The 16,561-nt window shown below is 65.3% G+C and carries 9 protein-coding genes; 3 read left to right on the top strand and 6 right to left on the bottom strand.

All coding sequences use genetic code 11. The features are described 5' to 3' along the window. Positions 1-58: 58 nt before the first annotated feature. Positions 59-1,066, bottom strand: coding sequence for a KpsF/GutQ family sugar-phosphate isomerase (locus AB7G19_RS37620; RefSeq protein WP_085398398.1), 1,008 nt, complete (start codon positions 1,064-1,066; stop codon positions 59-61). A 191-nt stretch (positions 1,067-1,257) separates the two neighbouring features. On the opposite strand from AB7G19_RS37620, the gene AB7G19_RS37615 reads away from it, so the two are divergent. Continuing rightward, the gene (locus tag AB7G19_RS37615; protein ID WP_135214792.1) at positions 1,258-3,000 is read left to right on the top strand and encodes an outer membrane beta-barrel protein; all 1,743 of its coding nucleotides are present in this window, start codon (positions 1,258-1,260) and stop codon (positions 2,998-3,000) included. Between the two features lie 180 nt (positions 3,001-3,180). Here AB7G19_RS37615 and AB7G19_RS37610 read toward each other — a convergent pair whose 3' ends face one another. After that, on the bottom strand, positions 3,181-4,632 hold the full coding sequence (locus AB7G19_RS37610) for a glutamate synthase subunit beta (RefSeq protein ID WP_085398400.1): 1,452 nt from the start codon (positions 4,630-4,632) through the stop codon (positions 3,181-3,183). Positions 4,633-4,795: 163 nt separating this feature from the next. Continuing rightward, the gene (gene gltB / locus AB7G19_RS37605; RefSeq protein ID WP_439035598.1) at positions 4,796-9,529 is read right to left on the bottom strand and encodes a glutamate synthase large subunit; all 4,734 of its coding nucleotides are present in this window, start codon (positions 9,527-9,529) and stop codon (positions 4,796-4,798) included. A gap of 491 nt (positions 9,530-10,020) precedes the next feature. Between gltB and AB7G19_RS37600 the strand changes: the two genes are divergently transcribed. Further along, the gene (locus tag AB7G19_RS37600) at positions 10,021-10,791 is read left to right on the top strand and encodes a hypothetical protein (protein WP_085398756.1); all 771 of its coding nucleotides are present in this window, start codon (positions 10,021-10,023) and stop codon (positions 10,789-10,791) included. 105 nt (positions 10,792-10,896) lie between these two features. On the opposite strand, the gene AB7G19_RS37595 is transcribed toward AB7G19_RS37600, so the two are convergent. Beyond that, positions 10,897-11,667, bottom strand: a complete 771-nt coding sequence (locus tag AB7G19_RS37595; RefSeq protein WP_085398757.1) for an alpha/beta fold hydrolase — start codon at positions 11,665-11,667, stop codon at positions 10,897-10,899. Positions 11,668-11,821: 154 nt separating this feature from the next. Next, a complete protein-coding gene (locus tag AB7G19_RS37590) occupies positions 11,822-12,283 on the bottom strand; it encodes an Hsp20 family protein (protein WP_063985698.1) in 462 nt (153 codons plus the stop codon). A gap of 207 nt (positions 12,284-12,490) precedes the next feature. Here AB7G19_RS37590 and AB7G19_RS37585 point away from each other — a divergent pair, with 207 nt between their 5' ends. Continuing rightward, positions 12,491-13,438 carry an alpha/beta fold hydrolase gene (locus tag AB7G19_RS37585; RefSeq protein ID WP_028148092.1) on the top strand — a complete coding sequence of 316 codons (948 nt, stop codon included), beginning with the start codon at positions 12,491-12,493 and terminating at the stop codon, positions 13,436-13,438. Between the two features lie 145 nt (positions 13,439-13,583). Here AB7G19_RS37585 and AB7G19_RS37580 read toward each other — a convergent pair whose 3' ends face one another. Next, the gene (locus AB7G19_RS37580; protein ID WP_085398758.1) at positions 13,584-16,394 is read right to left on the bottom strand and encodes a di-heme-cytochrome C peroxidase; all 2,811 of its coding nucleotides are present in this window, start codon (positions 16,392-16,394) and stop codon (positions 13,584-13,586) included. Positions 16,395-16,561: the final 167 nt, after the last annotated feature.

Below are 16,561 nucleotides of genomic sequence, written 5' to 3'. Positions count from 1 at the left end.
GCGGAGGCGGTCTGGATTGCTTCGCTGCGCTCGCAATGACGATGTGGAAAGAGCGGCCCTACGCCACGCCCGCCCGCAGCAGATCGTGCAGGTGCACGATGCCCACCACCTTGTCGGCTTCGGTCACCACCAGCGTGGTGATCTTGCGGGTGTTCAGCACCTCGATCATCTCGCTGGCGAGCATCGAGGGCGGCACGGTCTTCGGCTGCCTGGTCATGATGTCGTCGACCGACACCGTCAGCAGGTCCGGCCGCATGTGACGGCGCAAATCGCCGTCGGTGATGATGCCGATGGCCTCGTTCGCGGCGTTGACGATGCAGACGCAGCCAAGCCCCTTGGCCGACATCTCCATCACCGCGTCCGACATCTTGGTGCCTTCAGGTTTCACCGGGATCTCCGCGCCGGTGCGCATGTAGTCGCGGACGAATTTCAGCATCGCGCCCAGCTTGCCGCCCGGGTGGAAATGCGCGAACTCCAGCGCGGTAAAACCGCGGCCTTCGAGCAGCGCGATGGCAATGGCATCGCCGATTGCAGCCTGCATCAGCGTCGAGGTGGTCGGCGCCAGATTGTGCGGGCAGGCCTCGCGCGCCTTCGGCAGCTCGATCACGATGTCGGCGGCCTGGCCCAGCGAGGACGCCGCGTTCGACGTCACCGCGATCATCGGGATCGCGAAGCGCGCCGAATAGTTCACCAGCGTCTTCATCTCCGGCTGCTCGCCGGACCAGGACAGCGCCATGATGACGTCGTCGGCGGTGATCATTCCGAGGTCGCCATGGGCGGCCTCCGCGGTGTGGACGAAGAAGGCCGGCGTGCCGGTCGAGGCCAGCGTCGCAGCGATCTTGCGCGCCATGTGGCCGGACTTGCCAAGCCCGGTGACGATGACGCGGCCCTTGGCGTTGCGGATCAGGTCGACCGCCTTGGCGAAGGTCGCGCCCAGCGGACCGCGCAGGGCAGCGGCGAGCGCGTTGATGCCGCCGCTCTCCGTCTCCAAGGTGCGGAGCGCGGATTCGACGCTGTCGGGGTTGGGGCCGGATGATGGGGTCATCAGGGGTTTCGAGCTCGACATGTTCAGGTCCAGGGAGGAGGGGCGCTCGCCCGTTGGCGCCTGCTTAGCATGGCCAGACCGGCGAGGCGACGAGAGCGCCAGGCCCCGAAACGGGTCATTAACCATAATTGTTTTAACTCCATTAACGATGGTTCCCGCCCGCTGGCGGAGGTCGTCGTGGAAGTCTTTGATTTCGTTGGAGTTCTTACATCGTGGGGGCGCCTCCAGGCACGAGCCGGAGCAAACGCGGGCATTTCCTGCGTGCGGCTTTGCCGTGCCTGGCGCTGACTGCCCTCGGAAGCGCGCCGGCGGCCGCCCAGAGCCTCACGCCCGACCTGTTCAATCCCAATCGCGGCGGCTTTGCCGCGCCCGACACGCTGCCGACGCGCCGCACGGCGGGCGTGCCGCAGGCGCCGTTGGATGCGCTCCCGGCGCTGCCCGATCCCAATGCCGATCCGCGCAAGCGCCAGCAGGCGCCGGCGACCTCGCGCGTCGGCCAGGTGCCGACCTACGGCCTGCCGGCCGCCAACGGCGCCAGCGGCTCCGGCTACGACTCGCTCAACCGCAAGCGGCAGCAGCCAAAGCTCTATCCCGGGCAGCCGAAGCCGAAGCGCCCGGTCGGACCCGGCTCGCCGGTGCCGCCAGCAACGCCGGACCGGACGCTAGGGCCGCCGCGCATCGCGCCGCCACCGTCGGAAACCGCAAACAAGGCGCCGGTGCCGCGGGCGATGGCGGGCACCGTGCCCGGCCAGCCGCTGCGCCGCCGCCTCAAGGCCGACGACGATGCGTTCGGAGCGGTCGGCGACTATGCCGGCAGCTTCCTGATCAAGGGCGGGCTCGAGCTCTCCGCCGGCTACGACACCAATCCGGCGCGCCTGAACAAGCCGGTCGGCTCGCCGGCCTATGTCGTCGCGCCCGATCTTCTCGTGATGTCCGACTGGGAGCGCCACGCGCTGGTCGCCGATCTGCGCGGCTCGTTCTCCGGCTACACCAACAACATGCCGGCGACGATCGACGGCTTTGCCTCGCCGTCGCCGGTCGAGATCGACCGCCCCGATTTCACCGGCCATGTCGACGGTCGTTTTGACGTCAGTCGCGACCTCAAGCTCACCTCGCAGTTCCGGCTGCGGGTCGCGACCGACAATCCCGGCAGCCCGAACGTGCAGGCGGGCCTGCAGAAATATCCGATCTACGCCAGCTATGGCGGCACCTTCGGCTTCGACCAGACCTTCAATCGCTTCCAGGTGGCCGCCGGCGCCACCGTCGATCGCACCGCCTACACCGATTCCAAGCTGACCGACGGCTCGACCTTCAGCAACAACGACCGCGACTTCAACCAGTATGGCGGCATCGGTCGTTTCTCCTACGACCTCAAGCCGGGGCTGAAGCCGTTCGTCGAGATCGAAGGCGACAGTCGCGTGCACGACCAGCCCGCCGACCGCAACGGCTATTTCCGCGATTCATCGGGTGGCTACGCCAAGGTCGGCTCGAGCTTCGAGTTCTCGCGCATCCTGATCGGTGAGATCTCGGTCGGCTATACCGCGCGCAACTATGTCGACCCGCGCCTCAGCCAGCTCGCGGGCTTCCTCACCGCGGGCTCGCTGATCTGGAATGCGAGCGGCCTGACCACGGTGAAATTCGCCACCGACACGCAGATCGCGGAGTCCACGGTCCCCGGCTCCTCCGGCGTGCTGGTGCACACCTACGGGATCGAGGTCGATCACGACTTCCGCCGCTGGCTCACCGCCGTCGGCAAGTTCACCTACGGCACCTACGACTACCAGAACCAGAATCGCAACGACAAAACCTACTCGCTCGAAGGCAATCTGATCTACAAGCTCAACCGCAACATCTGGATCAAGGGCACGCTGCGCCACGACATCCTGAACTCGAACCAGCCGGGGTCGAGCTCGCAGGGGACGGTGATGTTGGTGGGGGTGAGGTTGCAGAACTAGAGGCGGTGAGCACGTGGATTGACGCGCCATCTTGCCGCTTGCTCAACAGTCATGCCCCGGCTTGACCGGGGCATCCAGTACGCCGCGGCCTCTCAGTAGGCGACAGCTGTCTCGGAATACTGGATCGCCCGCTTTCGCGGGCGATGACACCTTTCGTAAATCTGGCAGCGGAGCGAGAACCTACCGCGGCAGATCCGTCTTCCCCATCAGGAACGTATCAATCGACCGCGCGCACAGCCGGCCCTCGCGGATCGCCCACACCACCAGCGACTGGCCGCGGCGCATGTCGCCGGCGGTGAACACGTTCGGGCGCGAGGTCTGGTAGTCGAGCGTGTTGGCCTTGACGTTGCCGCGCGGGTCGAGATCGACCGAGAGCAGCTTGAGCAGGCCCTCGTGCACGGGATGCACGAAACCCATCGCGAGCAGGATGAGCTCGGCATCGAGCTCGAACTCGGTGCCGGCAATCGGCTTGAACTTGTCGTCGACGCGCACGCAGTGCAGCTTCTTGACTTGGCCGTTCTCGCCGGAAAACTTCTGCGTCAGCACGGCGTATTCGCGGATCGCGCCTTCGGCCTGGCTCGACGAGGTGCGCATCTTCAAGGGCCAGTTCGGCCAGGTCAGGCCCTTGTTCTCGCGCTCGGGCGGGGCGGGCATGATCTCGAGCTGGGTGACCGAGAGCGCACCCTGGCGCAGCGAGGTGCCGATGCAGTCAGAGCCGGTGTCGCCACCGCCGATGACGACGACATGCTTGCCGCCGGCCAGGATCTCCTGGACGCCGCCGAGCGGCTCCTCGGAGACGCGGCGGTTCTGCTGCGGCAGGAAGTCCATGGCGTAGTGGATGCCTTGGAGGTCGCGGCCGGGGATCGGCAGGTCGCGCGGGGCTTCTGCGCCGCCGGTCAGCGCGACGGCATCGTAATCGTTGAGCATCTCGCGCGGGTCGACATTGCCGTCAGCGCCGACATGGCTGTTGTAGTGGAAGGTGACGCCTTCGCCTTCCATCTGCTTGACGCGGCGGTCGATGACGCCCTTCTCCATCTTGAAGTCGGGGATGCCGTAGCGCAGCAGGCCGCCGGCCTTGGCGAACTTCTCGAACAGATGCACGTCGTGGCCGGCGCGCGCGAGCTGCTGCGCGCAGGCCATCCCGGCCGGACCCGAGCCGATCACCGCGACCTTCTTGCCGGTCTTGACGGTCGCCACTTCCGGCTTCAGCCAGCCATTGTCCCAGGCGCGGTCGACGATCGCGCATTCGATGGTCTTGATGGTGACGGGGTTGTCGTCGATGTTGAGCGTGCAGGACGCTTCGCACGGCGCCGGGCAGATGCGGCCAGTGAACTCCGGGAAATTGTTGGTCGAGTGCAGGTTGCGCGAGGCCTCTTCCCAATTGCCCTGATAGACGAGGTCGTTGAAGTCGGGGATCTGGTTGTTGACCGGGCAGCCGGGCGTGCCGGGCGCGACCGAGCCGGTGCCGTGGCAATAGGGAATGCCGCAATTCATGCAGCGCGCGGCCTGGTCGCGCGTTTCCTTCTCGGTCAAGGGAACGACGAACTCGTTGTAGTGCTTCACGCGCTCGGCGACCGGGGTGTACTTGCGGTCATGCCGTTCGATTTCGAGAAAACCCGTGATCTTGCCCATTAAACCCGAAGTCCCTGCCGCTTAAATTCGTCTTCTCTCTAACCAGACCCTCATCCTGAGGAGCGGCGCACTGGCGCCGCGTCGCGAAGGATGAAAGGCCCCGCTGGTGACCTCATGGTTCGAGACGCAGCTATCGCGCTCCTCACCATGAGGGCTTATCGCTCTACGCGCCGATCGCGATTTTCGGCTCGGCGTCCGCGTTGGCGGCCATTTCGCGCAGCGCGCGCCGGTATTCGACCGGCATCACCTTGCGGAATTTGGGCAGCCAGTCCTTCCAGTTGGCAAGGATGTCGGCGGCGCGCTTGGAGCCGGTCGCTTTCGCATGGCGCGAGATCAGGACGTGCAGGCGCTCGACATCGGAGTCGAGCAGGTTCTTGAACACGTCGACCCGGCCGTGCGCCTCGAGGTCACCCGAGTGGTTATAGGTGCCGGCGTTGATCAGCTCTTCCGACAGCACCGGCTCGAGCTCGACCATCGACATGTTGCAAAGCTTGTCGAAGTCGCCGGTCTCGTCGAGCACATAGGCGATGCCGCCGGACATGCCGGCCGCGAAGTTGCGCCCGGTCTTGCCGAGCACGACCACGATGCCGCCGGTCATGTATTCACAGCAATGATCGCCGGCGCCTTCGACGACCGCCACCGCACCCGAGTTGCGCACGGCGAAACGCTCGCCGGCGACGCCGCGGAAGTAGCACTCGCCCTGGATGGCGCCATACATCACCGTGTTGCCGACGATGATGCTCTCTTCCGGCACGATGCCGCTGTTGGCGGGGGGCTTGACGATGATCTTGCCGCCCGAGAGGCCCTTGCCGACATAGTCGTTGGCTTCGCCTTCGAGCTCGAAGGTGACGCCTTGCGCCAGCCACGCGCCGAACGCCTGGCCGGCGGTGCCCTTGAGGCCGACATGGATCGTGTCGTGCGGCAGGCCGGCATGACCGTAGATCTTGGCGACCGCGCCCGACAGCATCGCACCCGCGGAGCGGTTGGTGCTGTTGATCCTGGCCTCGATCTTCACCGGCGCGCCGCGGTCGAGCGCAGGCGTCGCCTTCTCGATCAGCGTGCGGTCGAGCACCGCTTCCAGATGATGGTTCTGGCGCTCGGAGTGATAGATCTTCTGGCCCTTCTCTTCCTTCTGCTTGACGAAGAGCTTCGAGAAATCGAGGCCCTTGGCCTTCCAGTGCGCGACCAGCCTGGTCTGGTCGAGCAGCTGAACCTGGCCGATCATCTCGTTGAAGGTGCGGAAGCCGAGCGATGCCATGATCTCGCGGACTTCCTCGGCGACGAAGAAGAAGTAGTTGATCACGTGCTCGGGCTGGCCGGTGAAGCGCTTGCGCAGGACCGGGTCCTGGGTCGCGACGCCGACCGGGCAGGTGTTGAGATGGCACTTGCGCATCATGATGCAGCCGGCCGCGATCAGCGGCGCGGTGGCGAAGCCGAACTCGTCGGCCCCTAAAAGCGCGCCGATCACGACGTCACGGCCGGTGCGGAAGCCGCCGTCGACCTGGACCACGATGCGGCTGCGCAGCCGCTCGCGCACCAAGGTCTGGTGGGTTTCGGCAAGGCCGATCTCCCAGGGCGAGCCGGCGTGCTTGATCGAGGTCAGCGGCGAAGCGCCGGTGCCGCCCTCGAAGCCCGCGATGGTGACATGGTCGGCGCGCGCCTTGGCAACGCCGGCGGCGACCGTGCCGACGCCGATCTCGGAGACCAGTTTGACCGAGACGTCGCCCGTCGGGTTGACGTTCTTGAGGTCGTAGATGAGCTGCGCCAGATCCTCGATCGAGTAGATGTCGTGATGCGGCGGCGGCGAAATCAGGCCGACGCCCGGCGTCGAGTGACGAACCTTGGCGATGGTCGCGTCGACCTTGTGGCCGGGCAGCTGGCCGCCTTCGCCGGGCTTGGCACCCTGCGCCATCTTGATCTGCATCATGTCGGAGTTGACGAGATACTCCGTGGTGACGCCGAAGCGGCCCGAGGCGACCTGCTTGATCGCCGAACGCATGGAATCGCCGTTCGGCATCGGCTTGAAGCGGTCGGCTTCCTCGCCGCCTTCGCCGGTGTTCGACTTGCCGCCGATCCGGTTCATGGCGATCGCGAGCGTGGTGTGCGCCTCGCGCGAGATCGAGCCGAAGCTCATCGCACCGGTGGCGAAGCGCTTGACGATGTCCTTGGCCGACTCAACCTGGTCGATCGGGATCGGCTTGCGCTTCTCCTCGTCCGCGTTCTTGATCCGGAACAGGCCGCGCAGCGTCAACAGCCGCTCCGACTGCTCGTTCAGGATCTTGGCGAAGGCGCGGTAGCGTTCCAGCGAATTGCCGCGGGCGGCGTGCTGGAGCAGCCCGACCGACTCCGCGGTCCATGCATGGTCCTCGCCGCGGCTGCGATAGGCATATTCGCCGCCGACATCGAGCGCGGTCTTGTAGACCTGCGCGTCGCCGAACGCGTCGGCATGACGGCGCACCGCTTCTTCCGCGATCTCGGCAAGGCCGACGCCCTCGACGCGGGTATGGGTGCCGGCGAAGAACTTGCCGACGAAGTCCGCCTTGAGGCCGACGGCGTCGAAGATCTGCGCGCCGCAATAGGATTGGTAGGTCGAGATGCCCATCTTGGACATCACCTTGAGCAGGCCCTTGCCGATCGACTTGATGTAGCGCTTGACGATCTCGTAGTCGTCGAGCGAGCCGGGCAGGCGGTCCTTCATCGCGATGATGGTTTCGAACGCCAGATAGGGATTGATCGCTTCGGCGCCGTAGCCGGCCAGGCAGGCGAAGTGATGCACTTCGCGCGGCTCGCCGGATTCGACGACGAGGCCGACCGAGGTGCGCAGTCCGACGCGGATCAGATGATGATGCACGGCGGCGCAGGCCAGCAGTGCCGGGATCGGCACCCGGTCGCTGCCGACCATGCGGTCGGACAGGATGATGATGTTGACGCCCTCGCGGACGGCGGCTTCCGCACGCGCGCAAAGCTCGTCGAGCACCTGGTCCATGCCGGCAGCACCGAGACCGGCGTGGAAGGTGGTGTCGAGCGTGCGCGACTTGAAGTGCGACTCGGCCACATCGGAGATCGAGCGGATCTTCTCGAGATCCGCATCGGTCAGGATCGGCTGGCGCGCTTCGAGACGCTTGGTGGTGGCGAGGCCCTGCAGGTCGAACAGGTTCGGCCGCGGTCCGATGATGGAGACGAGGCTCATCACCAGCTCCTCGCGGATCGGGTCGATCGGCGGGTTGGTGACCTGCGCGAAGTTCTGCTTGAAATAGGTGAACAGCGGCTTGGCCTTGTCCGACAGCGCCGAGATCGGCGTGTCGTTGCCCATCGAGCCCGCGGCTTCCTCGCCGGTGGAGGCCATCGGCGTCATCAGGATGGAGATGTCTTCCTGGCTGTAGCCGAACGCCTGCTGGCGATCGAGCAGCGACAGGTTGGAGCGCACGCCGGTGGTCGGTACCTTCGGCAGCTCTTCCAGCACGATCTGGGTCCGCTCCAGCCACTCCTTGTAGGGATGGCTCCGGGCGAGCTCGGCCTTGATCTCGTCGTCCGGGATCAGGCGGCCCTGCTCGAGGTCGACCAGCAGCATCTTGCCGGGCTGCAAGCGCCACTTGGTGATGATCTGGTCCTCGGGGATCGTCAGCACGCCCATCTCGGACGCCATCACGATGCGGTCGTCCTTGGTGACGAGATAGCGCGCCGGACGCAGCCCGTTGCGGTCCAGCGTAGCGCCGATCTGGCGACCGTCGGTAAAGGCGATCGCGGCGGGGCCGTCCCACGGCTCCATCAGGGCGGCGTGATATTCGTAGAAGGCGCGGCGCTTCTCATCCATCAGAGGATTGCCGGCCCACGCCTCCGGAATCATCATCATGACGGCGTGAGGCAGCGAGTAGCCGCCCTGCACCAGGAATTCGAGCGCGTTGTCGAAGCAGGCGGTGTCCGACTGGCCTTCGTAGGAGATCGGCCAGAGCCGGTTGATGTCCTTGCCGTAGAGCTCGGAGCTCACGGAAGCCTGGCGCGCCGCCATCCAGTTGGTGTTGCCGCGCAGCGTGTTGATCTCGCCGTTATGCGCGATCATGCGATAGGGATGCGCCAGCGACCAGGCCGGGAAGGTGTTGGTCGAGAAGCGCTGATGCACCAGCGCCAGCGCGCTCTCGAAGTCCGCCTCGTGCAGATCGGGATAGTACTTGCCGAGCTGGTCGGCGAGGAACATGCCCTTGTAGATCACGGTGCGGCACGACATCGAGCAGGGGTAATAGCCCGCAAGGCCGCGGTCGCGACGCTGGTAGATCGCCTGCGAGATCGACTTGCGCAGGATATAGAGCCGGCGCTCGAAATCGTCCTCGGTCTTGGCGGTGCCGTTGCGGCCGATGAACACCTGCATGCAGGCGGGCTCGGTCGGCTTCACGGTGACGCCGAGCGAGGAATTGTCGGTCGGCACGTCGCGCCAGCCAAGCAGGGTCAGGCCCTCTTCCTTGATCTGGTCGGCGATGATGCTCTTGATGACATTGCGCCAGGCGGTGTCGCGCGGCATGAACAGCGCGCCGATGGCATATTCGCCAGGAGCCGGCAACGTGAAGCCGAGCTCCCCGGCCTTGCGGCTGAAGAAGGGGTGCGGGATCTGCACCAGGATGCCGGCGCCGTCACCGGCGCGCGGGTCGGCGCCGACGGCGCCGCGATGCTCGAGGTTGCAGAGGATGCTGAGCGCGTCCGCGACGATCTCGTGGGACTTCTTGCCCTTGATGTTGGCGATGAAGCCGACGCCGCAGGAATCCTTTTCCAGGCTCGGATCGTACAGACCTACGGCCGGCGGACGCGAATTGTGTTCCTGAATCGGATCAGTCGTTTTCGAGGCGACCGTCGCCGACAGTTCTTCTGCCACGATGTTTGCGCGCTCGAATTGCGACCCGTTCATTGTTCCAATCCTCTCCATGCGGCAAGCTGCCTCACCGCTATCTTCGGCGCACCTTGGGCGTTCCGCGGCACCCGCCTCTGGGTCACCGCTCGTCCGCTGCGAGCCGCATTTTCTTAAATTCAGGCCAAGGCGTTCTTCGTCCCCGAGAACGGCTTTGCCTGTTGCCTTCCTGGCGCTCGAAAGCACCGACTTTCGTTGCAATCCGTATGCCGGAACTGCAAGCAAAATTGAGACAGTCTTCCTGTCCTAACCATCACCTTGCCAAATTTTTGTCTATCACACAAGCGCGCGGAAGTCCCGATTCCCAGAGTGTCAATCAGCGCTTTCCGCATGGCACGCGGCCCCGGTTTTGAAGCAAACGCGCCCTGATCCGGCCCTGCCGACGCCGAAATCCCGAATGAAGCTTCGGATCAGCCCTTCGAAAGGCGCGCCACGCCGCAAGAAGCGAAAGAGCGCGAGGCATTCGGGGGCCTGACAGGAGCGTGTCGACCATGAAGTTTTTCACAGGATGTGTGGCCGCTGCCACGCTGGCGCTGGTGGCAACGGCCGTCGAGGCACAAGTTCCGGCCAACGGCGCTGCGCGGGGCGCCTATATCGCGGTCTCGGATTTCGACGGACCCTATGGGCCGCCGGAAGCCGCGCCGCCGCCGCGCTACGGTTACGGCTTTGGCTACGAGGAGCGCGGTCCGGCACCGGCGCTGCTGCCGCCGACCGAGGTCTACGCCGTGCTGCGCGACAACGGCTTCTCTCCGCTTGGCATCCCGCGCCTGCGCGGCGGCGTCTACACCATCGCGGTGATCGACCGCCGCGGCGACGACGGCCGGCTGGTGATCGATGCCCGCGACGGGCGAATTTTGCGCTTCATGCCGGCCGCTGACGCCTTCGGCATGGCCCCCAGTGATGAGGTGCCGACGGTTGCACCTTACCGTCCGCAAAGCGCGCTGCCGCCGCCGACCATGGTCCGCAGCGGCCCGCCGCGTCCGCCGGCCTCGATCCCGCATGTCGCCAGCCGCACCGTGCCGCTGCCGAAGGCCGCCCCGCGCCGCGGCGAGGCGCCTGTCGCCGCCACCAAGCCGGCCGCGCCAGCTCCGCAGCAGGTACAAGCGCCGCAGGCGCAGCCCGCCCAACAGACCGCTGCCGTGCAGGCAAAGCCCGCCGAAGCCGCACCACCGCAAACCGCCGCGCCAACCGTCGGTCAGGCCAAGCCGGCTCCGACTATCATGCCGACGCAGGAGATGCCGGCGGCGCAGGGGCTGGACTAGCGCGCGCTCGCTTGACGCGACTGCGCGCCACGCTCCGGACGGAGACCTGAGCAAAAAAAAGCGCCCGAAAATCGCGGGCGCTTTTTCATTGCGGCAATCGCGCGCTCAGCTGCGCGGATACCCCGCGGCTTCCAGGATCAGATTCGCCACGTCCTTCGGATGCGACACCAGCGAGAGGTGGCCGGCATCGAGCTCGATCGTGGTTGCGTTCATGCGCTTGGCGAGGAAGCGTTCGAAATCGGGATTGATGGTGCCGTCGTTCTTCGATACCGCGTACCAGCTCGGCTTCGTGTGCCATGCAGCTTCCGTGGTGCGGCCGGCGAAGATCGAGGCGGCGGTCGGCCATTGCACGGCGTAGAGCTCCCTGGCCTGCTCCGGCTTCACGCCATTGGCAAAATACTTCAGGAAGGCGTCTTCGGAGAGCTTTGTGTAGCCGTCGCGCTCGACGATGCCGGCGCGGGCCGGGCCTGCCGGAAACTGCTTCGACAGCGCGACGAAGTCTTCGTTCGCATCGGGCGCGCGTGCGGCGACGTAGACGAGGCCGGTGACCTTCGGGTCGTTACCGACCTGGCTGATCACGGTGCCGCCCCAGGAATGCGCGACCAGCACCGTCGGGCCGTCCTGTTCGGCCAGCGCGCGCTTGGTCGCCTCGACGGAGTCCGCAAGCGACGACAGCGGATTTTGCACGGCGGTGACGTGCAGGCCCGCGGCCTGGAGGATCGGGATCACCTCCGACCAGCTCGATCCGTCGGCCCAGGCGCCGTGCACCAGCACGACGTTCTTGGCTTTCACCGTCTGCGGCGTCTGCGCGTGAGCCAGGCTGATGGGGGCCGCCAGCAGGCTCGCGGCGATGAGAAGGCTGCGCCAAAGTGACATGATCGTGCTCCGTATTGTTTTTGCTGCGATGCCCAAAGGACGGAGCGCGTGGTCGCGGCGTTACATGTCCTCACCGTTCTGTGATGCGATGCAAAACGAAAAAAACGCCCCGGGGCACCGGGGCGTTTTCGCAACTTGGTGGCTGTCGACGTGCTTAGGCGGCGACCGAACTCTCGATCACCTGCGCCTTCGGCGCGCCCGCGTTGATGGCGATCTGGCGCGGCTTCTTGGCTTCGGGAATCTCGCGCACAAGGTCGACGTGAAGCAGCCCGTTCTCGAGCGAGGCGTCCTTCACCTGCACGAAGTCGGCAAGCTGGAAGGCGCGCTCGAAGGCACGCGCGGCGATGCCGCGGTAGAGCACTTCGGACTTCGAGTTCTCGTTGGCGACTTTCTCGCCCTTGATCGTCAGCGTGTTTTCCTTCGCGACGAGGGAGAGCTCGTCCTTGGCGAAGCCGGACACCGCAACCGTGATGCGGTAGGTGTTCTCGCCGGTACGCTCGATGTTGTAGGGGGGATAACCGGGGCTGCCGTCCGAACCGGCCTGGTCGAGTAGGCTGAAGAGGCGGTCGAAGCCGACAGTGGAACGGTAAAACGGAGTCAGGTCGTAGGTACGCATGGTCTAGTCCTCCATTGAGCGACTGTTGGTAACCCGCCCGCCAATCGGGCCGGGCTTTAGTCTGTGTGCAGCCTAATGTTCCGGTTCCGAAACACTGGTAGCGGCCTGCACCATGGTGATATGGGTTCAGGGGAACGGCGTTCAAGAGGGCGGCAAGTTGCGCCTTTTCGGCGCTCCAGCCCCTTGATTTGCAGCATTTCTCGCCCAATGACGCTGATCTCGATTCCGTCCAATCCCGTTCCCGAAGACGTCGTCAGCGGCACCATCAAGACGCCCGATGGCGCCGAGCTGCGCTTTGCGCGCTGGGCGCCGCCGGCGAACCGCAAGGGCACGGTCTGCGTCTTCACCGGACGCAGCGAGCAGATCGAGAAATATTTCGAGACCGTGCGCGACCTGCGCGACCGCGGCTTTGCGGTGGCGATGATCGACTGGCGCGGGCAGGGCCACTCCTCGCGCCGCCTGCGCGATCCGCGCAAGGGCTATGTGCGCGACTTCTCCGATTTCGAGATCGACGTCGAGACCTTCGTGCAGCAGGTGGTGCTGCCGGATTGCCCGCCGCCCTTCTTCGCGCTCGCCCATTCCATGGGCGGCACCGTGATGCTGCGGGTGGCGCATGCCGGCAAGCGCTGGTTCGACCGCATGGTGCTGTCGGCGCCGATGATCGACCTGCCCGGCCGCGCCACCTCGTTTCCGGCGCGGGCGCTGCTGAAGACGATGCGCCTGATGGGGATGGGCGGTCGCTATGTCCCCGGCGGCAGCGACCACATCACCGGGCTCAATCCCTTCATCAACAATCCGCTGACCAGCGATCCCGTGCGCTATGCGCGTAATGCCGCGATCCTGGAGGAGGATCCGACGCTCGGGCTCGCGTCACCGACGGTCGCCTGGGCCGATACCGCCTTCCACGCCATGAACACCTTCAAGGGCAAGAACTACCCTTCCCAGATCCGCCAGCCGATCCTGATGCTGGCGGCCTCCAGCGACACCGTGGTCTCGACCGCGGCGATCGAGGAGTTCGCCTATCATTTGCGCGCCGGCTCCCATCTCGTGATCGCCGGCGCCAAGCACGAGATCCTCCAGGAGCAGGACCGCTACCGCTCCCAGTTCTGGGCCGCCTTCGACGCCTTCGTGCCGGGCACGCCGCTGTTCAAGTGACGGGGTGGAAGCTTCCTGAGGACGGCTGATCGTTCCACAATCTCCGTCATGCCCGGGCCTGTCCCGGGCATCCACGCCTTGTTGCGCGATCAAAGAACGTGGATGGCCGGGACAAGCCCGGCCATGACGATGAACCTTCTCTGCCTCACAGCGTCTTCAGATATTCGATCAGATCGTAGCGCTCTTGCTCCTTGAGCACGCGGCCGATGGTGCCGTCCTTGCCGGGGCCCGGCGTGCCATCGAACGAGTGGCCGGCATTGCTGTTGCCGAAGGTCTCGGTGCCATCAGACGCTCGCGTCGAGAAGCGCGACTGCCCGGTCTTGCAGCTCTCGCCGTCGACGACCGCGAAGCCGACCTGCTTCGGATCGTAGTCGCGACCACCACCCATGCAGAACGATTTGGGGCGCTCGGCCGCGGGGCTCAGCATCCAGTAGAGCGAGGGCACCGATCCGTTGTGCAGGTAAGGCGCGGTGGCCCAGACGCCGTTGAGCGGGCGCGCGCGATACCAGGGCGGCGGCTCCTTCGCCTCGGCCGGCTGCGGACCGGGATTCGGGCAGTTTTTGCGCTCGCCCCACCAGGCCTGCTGAACCTTCGGGTCGATCTTCGCATCGTCCATCGCTTTGCGGCTGACGATGTCGACGAGCACCATCAGCCCGACCGAGTACGGCATGTCGGTCGAGGAGATAGCCGGCAGATTGCAGCTCCACCAGGCATTGAGCTTCTGCGTGGGATCGAGCTCGAGAAAGCCCGGGACCTGAACCGTCCGCGTCGCCAGCACACTGGCCTGAGCGGGATCGGTGCCCATGCCTTTGACGCTTTTCTGGACCTCGTTCAGGAATTTGTCTTTGCCGATGGTCTCCCAGCGCGACGAGGACCAGATGCTCTGGTCCGGAAACTCGGTGTCGAACACGGGATCGTTGACCGGCCCGAGATGGCATTCGACGCAGATCTGCGCGTAGAGCTTGCGGCCGTTCTTGACGCGCTCGCCATCGATCTTCCAGGCATTGTCGCCGAAGATGTCGGACGGCCATTTCGGTGATGTCAGTCCGGAGAGCTGCTTTTTCGGATAGGGCGCCGACCCCTTCAGCAGATCCTCGATCCAGTTCAGGTTCTTGATATCCATCGACGAGCGGAACAGCGTGTCCTTGGGGGTATTGTCGGACAGATTGAGCAGCGCCGTCACGCCCAGCGCTTCGCCGGCGTTGCGGATCAGCGGTTGTTCGATGGACGCGTCATATTGCGCGAATTTGAGCCAGGGCACGGTCCAGATCGGCGGGAAGCTGACCGGCGCGTCCTTGGCATGCAGATTCTTTTCGAAGCCGCTGAGGCCGCTGAGCGTCATGTCCTGGGCGAAGACCTGATTGCCGATGCGGTTGAGCGCGTCGAGACGGCCGTATCCTTCCTCGGTGTCCTGCTGCTTCTCTTCCCGCTTCGTCTTCTCGTTGAACCTCGTCTTGCCGTCGATGGTTTTCGCGTAGGTCTTCTCCCAGTCGATCAGGAACGTGCTGATCGTGCGCAGCTTCTGCTTCAGCGCGTCGCGATCCGCATCGCTGGCGGAGGGGCCGAGCACACGGTCGGCGAAGCGCGTAAAGCGACCCGGCACGAGGAGCGTGTAGGCGATCGACAGACCCGTCGTGACCTCGAGCTTCCTCAGGTCGGTCATCGCCGGGCCGCCGTCGAAACGGATGTCGATGCCTTTGTAGTGAATCTGGCCGGTGTGGCAGGCGGCGCAGGTCAGGCCGATCCGGTCGTCGCCGACCTGGCCGGTCGCAGGATCGGGTACGCCGGTCATGCGAGCAAAGCCGACGGGCAGGCCGTCGACGTTTTCAGCCTGGGCGCCCCAGTTAACCGGCGGATCCCAAAGCCGCGCCGGCACCGGCTTGGTCTTGTCGTAGACATTGGCGTAGCCGAACCGGCGCAGCGTGGCGTCGTCGGTGTTGATCGTCTGCGGGCTCGGGATGAAGCCGAAGCGCTGCAGATGGTCGCTGTCATGCAGCATCCCGGGCTTTGCGAAGAAATGAAGCCGCGGCTGCTCGAGCGCCATGAACCAGCTGTAGGGCACCGGGAAGGTCGCGGTGCCCTGGCTGGCGTGATGAAACCAGTGCCGGTCCTCCAGCGCCCAGTTTTGCTCGAGCCAGTACGCGGCCCGCGGTTCGACAAGCTTCGGCAATGGCGGCGCCACGAGGTCACCGAGGATGCCGGGCAGCATCGGCTGGAATTGATCGGGAAAGCGCAGCGCCACGACGCCAAAGACGAGCAGCGCGGCGACTAACCCGCCGGCAACGCGCCATATGAGCGAGGGCGGGGTGACCGGCTGGCTGACGACTCGCTGCGTGATCCTGTCAGGGAATTTGCGCTCGTTGAACAGCGTACGCACGTCGGCGATGGCGAGATAGCGGTTCTCGCCTTCGCCCTTGCCCATGATCTTCAGCAGGATGGGCCATTCGAACTGCATCAAGATCCGATAGTACCAGCGCGCAGTGCTCCCGGCGCGCTTGAGGTTGTCGCGCATGTAAGTTTGTATTTCCGACGCGTTGATGCCGGGCTCGGTGCCGCCGCCGTTCGGATCGGTATAGTCCCTGCCGAAGCTGGCCAGGCGGGCGATCTGATCCTCATTGACCTTGCCGTCGACGCCGAGGATGCGCGAACCGGCGCCGCGCTTGTCCAGGGGGCCGCCGCGCAGGGCATCGAGCTGTGCGCCCGAAAAGATGCTCTTCAGGATGTGACCGAAGCCGTTGGCGATCAGCGCGATGCCGCGGGTCTCGACGCGGGCCACCGTCTTCATCAGCCCCTTGTCGCCGCTCGCATTCGCGATCGTCTGCGATAGCTTGCCGATCGGGACGGTCCCGCCTTCGACGAAGCCTTCGCCGACCAGGCCGCGCAGGAAGGGGCAGGGATTGTCTGGCGAGACCTGGATCGAGGGATCGAAGGGAGGCTTCGAGGCGGGGTCGTTCATGGCCCAAAATCCTGAAAACAGCGAATCGTGAAATGAAGACGCGCCGATAGAGCGCGGAAAGTCCTAACAAACCGACAGCAGCTTATACTACTTCAGCGTGTAAAGAAGTGTGGCTGAATTCACGGTCCTGTCAATAAAAGCCGGCCCGCGTTTTGCGAAGGGGCTGG

This window comes from Bradyrhizobium sp. 215_C5_N1_1 (assembly GCF_052075935.1).
GTDB lineage: Bacteria > Pseudomonadota > Alphaproteobacteria > Rhizobiales > Xanthobacteraceae > Bradyrhizobium > Bradyrhizobium barranii.
The sequence above is the reverse complement of the archived record's forward strand: the minus strand, read 5'-3'. Positions and strand labels throughout refer to the sequence as shown.

What these genes read in the sequence shown, in the direction of transcription:
- gltB (WP_439035598.1), bottom strand. Translation starts at nt 9,529, where the DNA reads ATGAACGGGTCGCAATTCGAGCGCGCAAACATCGTGGCAGAAGAACTG.
- AB7G19_RS37590 (WP_063985698.1), bottom strand. Translation starts at nt 12,283, where the DNA reads ATGCGTACCTACGACCTGACTCCGTTTTACCGTTCCACTGTCGGCTTC.
- AB7G19_RS37585 (WP_028148092.1), top strand. Translation starts at nt 12,491, where the DNA reads ATGACGCTGATCTCGATTCCGTCCAATCCCGTTCCCGAAGACGTCGTC.
- AB7G19_RS37620 (WP_085398398.1), bottom strand. Translation starts at nt 1,066, where the DNA reads ATGTCGAGCTCGAAACCCCTGATGACCCCATCATCCGGCCCCAACCCC.
- AB7G19_RS37595 (WP_085398757.1), bottom strand. Translation starts at nt 11,667, where the DNA reads ATGTCACTTTGGCGCAGCCTTCTCATCGCCGCGAGCCTGCTGGCGGCC.
- AB7G19_RS37610 (WP_085398400.1), bottom strand. Translation starts at nt 4,632, where the DNA reads ATGGGCAAGATCACGGGTTTTCTCGAAATCGAACGGCATGACCGCAAG.
- AB7G19_RS37580 (WP_085398758.1), bottom strand. Translation starts at nt 16,394, where the DNA reads ATGAACGACCCCGCCTCGAAGCCTCCCTTCGATCCCTCGATCCAGGTC.
- AB7G19_RS37600 (WP_085398756.1), top strand. Translation starts at nt 10,021, where the DNA reads ATGAAGTTTTTCACAGGATGTGTGGCCGCTGCCACGCTGGCGCTGGTG.